This window comes from Anaerolineae bacterium, from assembly GCA_014360855.1.
Classification (GTDB): Bacteria; Chloroflexota; Anaerolineae; order JACIWP01; family JACIWP01; genus JACIWP01.
In genome coordinates, this window is record JACIWP010000104.1 from 1 (window position 1) to 10,046 (window position 10,046).

6 protein-coding genes are annotated in these 10,046 nt (G+C 63.3%); 3 read left to right on the forward strand and 3 right to left on the reverse strand.

The features are described from left to right. Positions 1–17: 17 nt before the first annotated feature. On the reverse strand, positions 18–968 hold the full coding sequence (locus H5T60_07250) for a radical SAM protein (protein MBC7242226.1): 951 nt from the start codon (positions 966–968) through the stop codon (positions 18–20). Continuing rightward, positions 965–3,001, reverse strand: coding sequence for an excinuclease ABC subunit UvrB (gene uvrB, locus H5T60_07255; protein MBC7242227.1), 2,037 nt, complete (start codon positions 2,999–3,001; stop codon positions 965–967). The genes H5T60_07250 and uvrB overlap by 4 nt, the downstream gene beginning before the upstream one ends. 198 nt (positions 3,002–3,199) lie before the next feature. Between uvrB and H5T60_07260 the strand changes: the two genes are divergently transcribed. Then, on the forward strand, positions 3,200–5,524 hold the full coding sequence (locus H5T60_07260) for an acetate/propionate family kinase (protein ID MBC7242228.1): 2,325 nt from the start codon (positions 3,200–3,202) through the stop codon (positions 5,522–5,524). A 63-nt stretch (positions 5,525–5,587) separates the two neighbouring features. Here H5T60_07260 and H5T60_07265 read toward each other — a convergent pair whose 3' ends face one another. Further along, the gene (locus H5T60_07265; GenBank protein ID MBC7242229.1) at positions 5,588–7,021 is read right to left on the reverse strand and encodes an MFS transporter; all 1,434 of its coding nucleotides are present in this window, start codon (positions 7,019–7,021) and stop codon (positions 5,588–5,590) included. Positions 7,022–7,220: 199 nt separating this feature from the next. On the opposite strand from H5T60_07265, the gene H5T60_07270 reads away from it, so the two are divergent. Both H5T60_07270 and H5T60_07275 read left to right on the forward strand, forming a co-directional pair. Then, complete coding sequence (locus H5T60_07270; GenBank protein ID MBC7242230.1) at positions 7,221–8,600, forward strand: hypothetical protein; 1,380 nt, start codon at positions 7,221–7,223, stop codon at positions 8,598–8,600. Between the two features lie 9 nt (positions 8,601–8,609). Beyond that, on the forward strand, positions 8,610–10,046 hold a 1,437-nt coding region (locus H5T60_07275; GenBank protein MBC7242231.1), incomplete at its 3' end, for a PD40 domain-containing protein.

The window sequence follows — 10,046 nt, forward strand, 5'->3', positions numbered from 1 at the left end:
TCACGTTATTGTCCGGCTCAGGCGGCATCATCCAGCTCGCATTCCTGCATCCAGCCGTTGTGCAGGCCGGCGTCGAAGAAGGCGTCAATGGCCTCGGCGTATTCTTCCTCGGTGATCTTGCGCCCCAGCAGGGGATGGTCCAGCGCCTTGTAGGCGGGGAAATACTGGTTCATGACGCTGACGTACACATGGGGGGAAAGGTGCTCTGCGATCCAGCGGAACACCTGCGTGCTTTGGGAGAGGCCCGCCGGCAGGATCATATGACGGATGATCATGCCGCGCCGCAGAAGGCCGTTCTCGTCCAGGATGAGCGCATCCCCCACCTGTCGAAATATCTCTTGCAGAGCGGCGCGGTTGGCGCTCACATAGCCGGCGAACGATGATACAGCGCGCGCCACGTCGTCATCGGCATATTTGGCATCGGGCAGATAGATATCCACCACACCATCCAGTAGGCGCAGGGTTTCCACCGTCTCATAGCCGCTGGTGTTGTAGACAATGGGCAGGGTCAGGCCGTCGCCGGCGGCCAGCTCCAGCGCTTCCAGGAACTGGGGCACGAAGTGGGTAGGTGTTACCAGGTTGATGTTGTGGGCGCCGCGCTCCTGCAGTTCCAACATCATGTCGGCCAACTGGCGGGTGGTGTACTGCCGGCCCACTCCAAGCTGGCTGATGGGGTAATTCTGGCAAAAGATACAGCGGGCCGTGCAGTAGGAGAAGAAGATGGTGCCGGAACCGCGCGTGCCGCTGATGGGCGGCTCTTCCCAGGGATGGAGGTTCCAGCTTGCCACCACTGGCTGCGCGCCGGCGCGGCAGAATCCCACCTGCCCCTCCAGGCGGTTGACGCCGCAGTGCCGCGGGCAGAGGGAGCAGTGTCGCAGGCCGGCCACGGCCTGTTCGGCGCGCCGGCGAAGCTCACCCGAGCGGTGCAGGGCTATATATGATGGAAGGAGGGTGGATGTTTCGCTCATCGGGCCGGCTCTCGCACACGCCGTTGACGGTAGCGCTCCCATTCCGGGCGCTCGTCCAGGGCGTCGAGCTGTTGGCGCAGTTCCAGGATCTGGTCGCGCAGCATGGCGGCCTTCTCGAACTCCAGATTGGCGGCGGCTTCCTTCATTTGCCCTTCGAGCTGGGCGATCCAGTGCCTCAGCTCCTCCTGCGGCATGGTTTCGGGCCGCACGCCGTAGGCCGGCCGCTCCTCCGCCACCATGCGCACGCGCTCGGTGAGGTCACGTATCTCCTTGACGATGCTGGTAGGGACGATGCCGTGTTCCTCGTTATAGCGCATTTGGATGGCGCGCCGGCGCTCCGTTTCCTCGATGGCCCGCCGCATGGATTCAGTGATGGTGTCGGCGTACATGATGGCGGTGCCGTGGACATGCCGGGCGGCCCGTCCGATGGTCTGGATGAGGGCCTGCTCGGAGCGCAGGAAGCCCTCTTTATCGGCATCCAGGATGGCCACCAGCGAGACCTCCGGCAGGTCCAGCCCTTCCCGCAAGAGGTTGATGCCCACCACCACATCGTAATATCCCTGGCGGAGCTTGCGCAGGATGTCCACCCGTTCGATGGTATGGATCTCCGAATGCAGGTAGTGCACTTTGATGCCCAGCTCTGCCAGATAGGCGGAAAGGTCCTCGGCCATGCGCTTGGTCAGGGTGGTGACCAGCACGCGCTCGCCGACGGCTACCCGCTTCTTGATTTCCTCCACCAGGTCGTCCACCTGGCCTTTGGTGGGCTTGACGATGACCTGAGGGTCCACCAGGCCGGTGGGGCGGATGATCTGTTCGACGATCTGCTGGGAGTGCTCGCGCTCATACGGCCCCGGCGTGGCGGAGGCATAGATGACCTGGCCGACGCTCTCCTCGAATTCCTCGAAGGTAAGCGGCCGGTTATCCAGCGCCGAGGGCAGACGAAAGCCGTAGTCCACCAAGGTCTGCTTGCGCGAGCGGTCGCCGTGATACATCCCATGGAGCTGGGGGATGGTCATATGCGATTCGTCGATGATGGTCAGGAAGTCATCCGGGAAATAATCGAGCAGGGTCCACGGCCGGCTTCCAGGGGGACGCCGGCTGAGCGGACGGGAATAGTTCTCGATACCGTGGCAGTAGCCCACCTCGCGCAGCATCTCCAGGTCATAGCGGGTGCGCTGTTCCAGGCGCTGTGCCTCCAGTAATTTGCCCTGGGCGCGCAGTTCCGCCAGCCGCTGTTCCAGTTCCTGTTCGATTTCTTCCAACGCTTCCTGCAGTTTGTCCTGTGGGGTGACGAAGTGTTTGGCCGGGAATATCTCGATCTGATCGGGATTGCCGAGGATCTCGCCTGTCAGCGGGTCAATCTCGGTGATGCGTTCCACCTCATCGCCCCACAGCTCGATGCGGTAGGCGATATCCTCGTAGGCCGGCTGGACCTCGATGGTATCGCCGCGCACGCGGAATTTACCGGGCGCCAGGTAGTATTCATTGCGTTCGTAGAAGATATCCACCAGGTGGCGCAGGAGCTTCTCGCGCCGGCGCGTTTCGCCGCGGCGGATCTGCAGTACCCCGCGGCCGTACTCCTGGGGGTCTCCCAGGCTGTAGATGCAGGAGACGGAGGCGACGATGAGCACATCACGCCGGCTCATCAGCGCCGAGGTCGCCGCCAGCCGCAAGCGGTCAATCTCCTCGTTGATGGAAGCATCTTTCTCGATGTACGTATCGGTCTGCGGCACGTAGGCCTCGGGCTGATAGTAGTCGTAGTAGCTGACGAAGTATTCGACGGCGTTATGCGGGAAGAACTCGCGAAACTCCGCATAGAGCTGAGCGGCCAGGGTCTTGTTGTGGGCGATGACCAGCGTCGGGCGGTTGACGCGCGCGATGACCTGGGCCATGACGTAGGTCTTGCCCGTGCCGGTGGCGCCCAGCAGGGTCTGATGCTTATACCCTTTGCGAATCCCCTCGACCAGCTTTTCGATGGCCTGGGGTTGATCGCCGGTAGGTTGGAAGTCTGAGACCAGTTTGAAGCCGGCCATATCCTGCGCCTTTTCGGCATCGCCTGAAGTTTTGCGCGACAAAATATTATATAACCTGACGTGGTCGCCGGCAAATTGGGCGCCGGCGGGGAAATCTCCCTGTCACATTTTTGGACAATTCGCTACACCCGTGGTACAATAGCTGTGAAATTTTGCACGAAGTTGTGAAAGAAGCTACAATCATGGAGGGTATCGTCCATGCCCAGCCTTGAAGAACTTCAAAAGATCCCGATCCTGCGGGAGGCCTCGCCGGAGATCCTCGGTATCATCCAAAAGCATGCGGAAGAGGCGATCTATGCCCCCGATGAGGCGATGATCACCTTCGGCCAGCCCTCGACCTTTCTCGGCATCATCATTGAAGGGCAGGCGGAGATGCGCACGCCGGCAAGCTGGGGGGAACCGCGCTGTTTGGAGGTGCTGAATGCCGGCGATTTCTTCGGCGAGATATCTCTCCTCACCAACGAACCCAACACTTTCAACCTGATCGCTATTCGTCCGACCCGCGCCCTGCTGATCCCGGCCGTCGTCTTTGAGATGTGGGTGACGGGCGACCCGAAGGCAATGCGCATTTTCTCCCAGTCCCTGGCGCGCCGCACTGCCATCATCGAGCGGGACCGGCTCGAGCGCGAAGAACTGGCGCAGTCCGGCCAGGACCCCGATGACCCCTACGGCCTCAAACTCATCTCCGCGCGCCCGACCAAGATCCTGGTGCTGAATGTGCGCCACAGCTCGCTAAAGTACCACCTCTTCGATACCGCCAACGAGCTGAACAACGTAGAAGGCCTGGTTGAGAACATTGGCCAGGACGGCGCCACCCTGTATCATGTTACCGGCAAGGGACAGAAAACGCTCTCGGTGAAAGGGCTGGATCACCGCCAGATCATCGAGAAGGCGTTGGAACTGCTGATGGATCCCGAGGTGGGGGTCATAAAGGACAAGCGGGAGATCAGCGCGGTCGGTCACCGCGTGGTGCACGGCGGCGAGAAGTACAGCAATGCGGTGATTATTGACCAGCAGGTGCTGGAGGACATCCGCAAGGCCTCTTACCTGGCGCCGATTCATAATATCTGGAACATCCTCGGCATTGAGGTGGCGATGGAGCTCCTGCCCGAGGTGCCGCATGTGGCGGCCTTCGACACGGCGTTCCATCAGACCATGCCGGAATATGCGTTCCGCTACGCCATCCCCGAGGAACTGTACACCGAGCACAAAATCCGGCGCTATGGGTTCCACGGCCTGTCCCACCAGTACGCCGGCCTGCAGGCCGCCGCTTATCTGAAGCGCCCCTTCTCCCGTCTGAAAATGATCACCTGCCATCTGGGCACCGGCTCCTCCATCTGCGCCATCGACCACGGCCGCTCAATCGATACCAGCATGGGCCTGACCCCGCTGGAGGGGCTCATCATGTGCACCCGCTCCGGGGACATTGACCCGGCCGTGGTCACCTATCTTATGAAGCACAAGGGCATGAGTCCCGACGAAATCGAGACTATGCTGAACATGGAGAGCGGCTTGAAAGCCCTTTCGGGGACGTCGGGGGATATGCGCGATGTGGCGGCGGCGGCCAACAGCGGCGACCGCCGAGCTATGATGGCGGCGCAGGCCTTTGCCTATCGAGTGCGCAAGTACATCGGGGCCTATTTTGCCGCGCTGGGCGGCCTGGATGCACTGGTCTTCACCGGCGGCATTGGAGAGAACAGCGCCGGCATCCGCGCCCTGGCGTGCCAGGGCCTGTGGCATCTCGGCATCCTCATTGACGAGGTGCGCAACCGCCAAGTGGATGTCAGCCGCAACGGGGTCTATGACATCTCCGACCCCCATTCGAAGGTCAAGGTGTTGGTGGTGCACAGCAACCCGGCCCGTATGATCGCCCGCGAGACCTTGCGCGTGCTCGGCTATCGCGATATCTCCGAGATGATGCGCCGGCAAAAACGCCCCATCCCCATCGCTGTCTCTGCGCATCATGTGCACCTCTCGCCCGAACATGTGGAGGCGCTGTTTGGGGAGGGCTATACGCTGACGCCGGCGTTCGAATTATCCCAGCCCGGCCAATACGCCTGTGAAGAAACGGTTACCCTGGTGGGGCCGCGGCGCGAAATCCCGCGGGTGCGCGTGCTGGGGCCGCCGCGCGGCGAGACCCAGGTCGAGATCTCCCGCACGGAGGAGTTCCAGCTCGGCATCAACGCCCCGGTGCGCATGTCGGGAGACCTGGAAGGCACACCTGGCCTCATCATCCGCGGCCCGAAGGGTGAGGTGAAGCTGGATAAGGGTGTCATCATCGCCCACCGCCATATCCATATGTCGCCGGAAGATGCCCTGCTGTTCGGGCTGAAAGATAAGGACGTGGTGATGGTGCGCGTGGAGGGGGATCGCGAGCTGATCTTCGGCGATGTCATCGTGCGCGTGCACCCCAACTTCCGGCTGGAAATGCATGTGGATACGGACGAAGGGAATGCGGCGCAGTTGGGGCCGAACGCCATCGGCTATCTGGAGGGCATCCAGCGGCGCGGCGCCAACGAATGAGGACCTTTACCGCATAACAAAGGGGCCGGCATGTTGCCGGCCCCTTTTGCATTCCCCATGCGGCTATCCGTTCCAGCGCCGGCGGGTGGAGACGAACAGCCCCACCAGCGCTGTGCCGGCCATCACCAGGAAGGTGACGTGGAAGCCGCGGTAAAAGGCCAGCGGGTCGCCGGCGCGCTGGGCCTGAAGCTCGACCGTCGAGAAGATGGCCGAGCTGAAGCCGATGCCCAGCACCATGCCCACGTTGCGCGCCGAGGCCATGATGCCGCCGGCCACTCCCTGGCGGTGGCGCGGCGCGGACCCCATCAGGGCGTTATTGTTGGGGGTGGTGAACAGGCCCATGCCAATGCCCAGGATGCCCAGCAGGAGCGGCACCCTGGTGAGGGGGGTCTGGGGACCCAGCAGGGAAATCAGCGCCATGCTCAATGCCAGCACCGTCAGGCCGGCGCTGGTGAGCCAGAAGGAGCCGATTTTATCGGACAGCGTGCCGGTCAGCGGGGACAATACCGCCATGACCACCGCCTGGGCCGAGAGGATGAGGCCGGCGTGGTCAGGGCTCATCCCGCGCGCTTGGATAAGGTAGAAAGGCATAAGAATGGAAACGCTGTACAAACAGATATAGACGATGATGGCCGAGGCCGTGGCAACCGTAAAGGTCCGCGAGCGGAACAGGTCCAGGTCCAGCATGGGATAGGGCACGCGCCGTTCGATGCGCACGAACAGCGCCAGCAGTACCAGGGCCGCAATGATGCATCCCAGGGTGCGCGGTGAGAGCCAGCCCCAATCCCGGCCGCGGTTTAGCCCAAAGAGCAGGGTCACCAGGCCGATCATGAAGACGCCGGCGCCAAGGGGGTCGAAGCGCTCGGCGTGGTTGGTGACCCTGCCGGCGGGAATCACCCGTGTGGCGATGAGCAGTGCGAACAGGCCGATAGGGATATTAATGAAGAACACGGAGCGCCAGCCGAACAACGCCGTCAGGAATCCGCCCAGCGATGGCCCCAGGGTCAGGCCGAGGTAGGTCATGGTGGCCTGCATGCCAAGCGCCTGTCCCCTCTGCTGGGGCGGGAAAGTGGTGGTAAGGATCGCCGGCCCGTTGGAAGCCAGGATGGCGCTTCCCACAGCCTGGAAGGCGCGCGAGACGATCAGCGCCCAGACGCTGGGCGCGAAACTGCAGGCGGCCGACCCGATGACAAAGATAACGAAGCCGATGACAAACACCCGTTTGTGTCCGTACAGGTCTCCCAGCCGGCCAAATGTGAGCAGTAATCCGCTCAGCACTAATAGGAAAACGGTGACCACCCAACTGGTGATGAGCATGTCGGATCGGAAGTCGCGTGTGATGATGGGGAGCACGGCGTTGACCACACTGCTGTCCAGCGCGGTCATGAATGTGGCGATGCCCACGGAAACCAGCACCCACCACTTCAGGGCGACGCCGGCGAGCCGGCGCTCGCTGGACAAAGGAGGAGCCGCAGAACCTTCTGGATGCAGAGACATGGCTTCGACGTTCTCCTGTCATGTAAGAGTGTATGCCTATCTACCTCATGGAGCTCCGCACAGTAGTATAGATTATATTCCCATAGGGAGCTGGAGCAAAACGAGCGGCCGGCAGTTCCAACGCCCGGCTGTATAAATTGTGGTATAATATCCCCGAACGAATGCCTGAACCGCCGGCGAGAAGCCATCCATGTCTCTGGTGACCAGACGCCTATCCTCCTGGAATTATGCCCTGTTTGTTACAGCGGCCGCCGCTGTGCTGTTGCTGATATTCCTGGCAACGCCGGCCGCGCCCCTCTTGCTTTCCTCCCCCCAACTGCTGAGGAACGGCTCGTTTGAAGAGGGATTCTCTCCGCATGGAGCGGCTGTGGAATGGTCGGCGTTCGACAGCGGGGGCGGGGGATGGTACATTTGGGAGGATGCCGGCCGGCGGGGCCAGTCATGGCAGGGCAAGAGCGCCCAGCGCATTCAGCTTTTGCCGGCGGAGGAGGCGCTGGTGGGCGGGGCGCAGTTCGCCGGCATTTGCCAGGCGGTGACACTGGCCGCCGGACAGACCTACATGTTGGGACTGCGCGGCCGGCTGACGGCTTCCTCCTCTGAACGCTTGGATGCCCCGGTGCGCGCCCAGTGGGGCGCCGCATGGGGGCAGGACGTGACCTGGCGGAAGGTCGCTGTATGGCATGACATCCCCTGGCCAGCGGTCCAGGAAGAGGAGGCCGGCCAATATTGGCTTCCCCTGGAGACCAGCTTCACCGCGCCGGCGGAGGCAGGGCTGGTATGTGTCCGCCTATGGCGCCGGCGCGAGTTCTCCCAACAGCCGGCCAGCCTGTACCTGGATGACGCCCGCCTGGCGGCATATCGCCCCGGCGTGCTGGAGGAGGAGCATCCCAAACCGCCTCAGGCTTCGTTAGGTGTGCCATCCTTCGTGATGGCCGGCGTCGAGACCGTTATACGCGTCACCGTGGATGGGGATAGCGAAGTTCAGGCGCTCGTGCTGTACGATGATGACCACATCCTGACGGCGCTGGATGGACGCGCCGGGCCTGTACCGCGGGATGCGCGCCTCATCTGGCGGCCGGAAACCGTCGGCCGGCATTATCTGCGCGCGGAGGTCTGGGGCGCTGGCGGCCATGTCGCCTGGGCCGGCCAGGAGGTTGCCGTGGGAGAAGCGGCGGAGTTTCTCTCGGAGAATACCCCGCTCCTGCCCGATGCGGGAGGAACGGCGTCGTATCAGCTCCCCGTCCAGGGACTGCGGCCCGGCGCGCAGTACACGCTGAACCTGATCGTGCGGCTGGACACGGACAGGCCGCCGCGCGCTTCCGCTCCTCCCTGTCTGGCGCAGTATGGATGGGAATGGGGCGGGGGTGCTGGGAGCACCAAGACGCCCCTGTGGCGCAACATGGAGGTCATGCCGGCGGATGGGGAGGGCATGGGCACTGCCTGGCGCGCCGTGGTGCAGGATTCTGCGGCCGCGGTGGCGCAGGATGTGACCATCAGGCTGCGTGTTGTATCCCTGGATCAGGAGGCCGGCGCCTGCCGGCTTTCCCTGGAGTCGGCCAACCTGCGGGGATATCGGTAGGAGCGGGGCATGGAGAACAGGACAGAAACCTTGCGCTCGGGCTTCCGGCTGTACCAGTGGCTTATCCTGGGGGCACTGGCCGCGGCAGTGATCGGGGCGTACGGGATTCTCATTCACCTGGTAGTCAGCCGGCTCCACCCTCCTCCGCCTCGGCGGGAGATTGTGCTGGCCGCGCCGGCGGAGGGAACGGTGGTGACCGCCGGCGGCTCCGTCACCATTCAAGCGGAGTGCCGGGGAGCGGACGTGTACCGCATCGAGCTGTGGGTGGATTCCGCTCCTATCCAGGTAGCCGCTCGCTCCCTGCCGGCGGATGACTCCCCCTGGAATGTGGAGGCCGAATGGACTGCCGGTTGGCCGGGCCTCCATCACGTCAGCGCGCGTGGGTTGACGCCGGCAGGGGATATGGTGTCCACTGCAGAGCGAACTGTGCTGGTCGTGCCGGATGGCGAAGTGTTGTTCGTCAGCAATCGCGATGGTCCGTACGCGCTGTACCGCATGCGGCTGGACGGCACCGGCATCGAACGAGTGTTTGCGGGATTGGGGGACAGCCGAGAGCCGGCGGTGAATCGGTTCGGCCAAGTGGTGTTTGTCCAGCGTTTGGCCGGCCAATACCACAGCCTGTGGATGCTGGACGGAGCAGAACGGCATCCCCGCGTCTGGCAGGAAGATATGGCCAACCTCCAACAGCCGGCCTGGTCCCCGGATGGCCAGCGGCTGGCGTATGTCTCAGACCGGGACGGTGCGGACCAGATTTGGACCGCGCGGGCAGATGGCACGGATGCCCGGCCGCTGACTACGGAGCGCTCCGCGGCCGGCCAGCCCGCGTGGAGCTACGATGGGACTTACGTGGTGTACAGCGTGAGAGAGGACGGCAACTGGGATATTATCCGCGCTAGCGCCGACGGCTCAGGGCGCATACCCTTGACCAGCTCGCCGGCGGTGGATTGGCAGCCGGCATGCTCACCGGTCGGTGACCAGATCGCTTTCGTCTCTAACCGCACCGGCGTGTTCCAGATATATGTCATGGATATGGCCGGCGGCAATTTGCGCCAGCTCACGGATTTCGCCGGCGGTGCGGAACAGCCCCGCTGGTCGCCGGATGGCTCCTGGCTGGTCTTCGTCGGCTATGCGGGACGAGGAGAGGGGTTGAACGGCAGGGAACTGTTCATCATGCGCAGCGACGGCCGCGACGTGATGCGCTTGACCTATAACCTGGCGGATGATACGGAGCCGGCCTGGCTGAGTCTGGCCCCTGTCCCGGGGGCCAGCACTGCAGAAGCGGCGTCCATGGAATTAGAGGCTTCCTATTTCGACAATTTGACCTGTGCGGGGGAACCCAGGGCGCGCCGGCAGGAAACGGTGATTGATTACGATTGGGGGCTTGGAAGCCCGGTCCCGGGCGTGCCGGCGGAGCGCTTCTCGGTGTGCTGGACGGGCAGTGTCCGC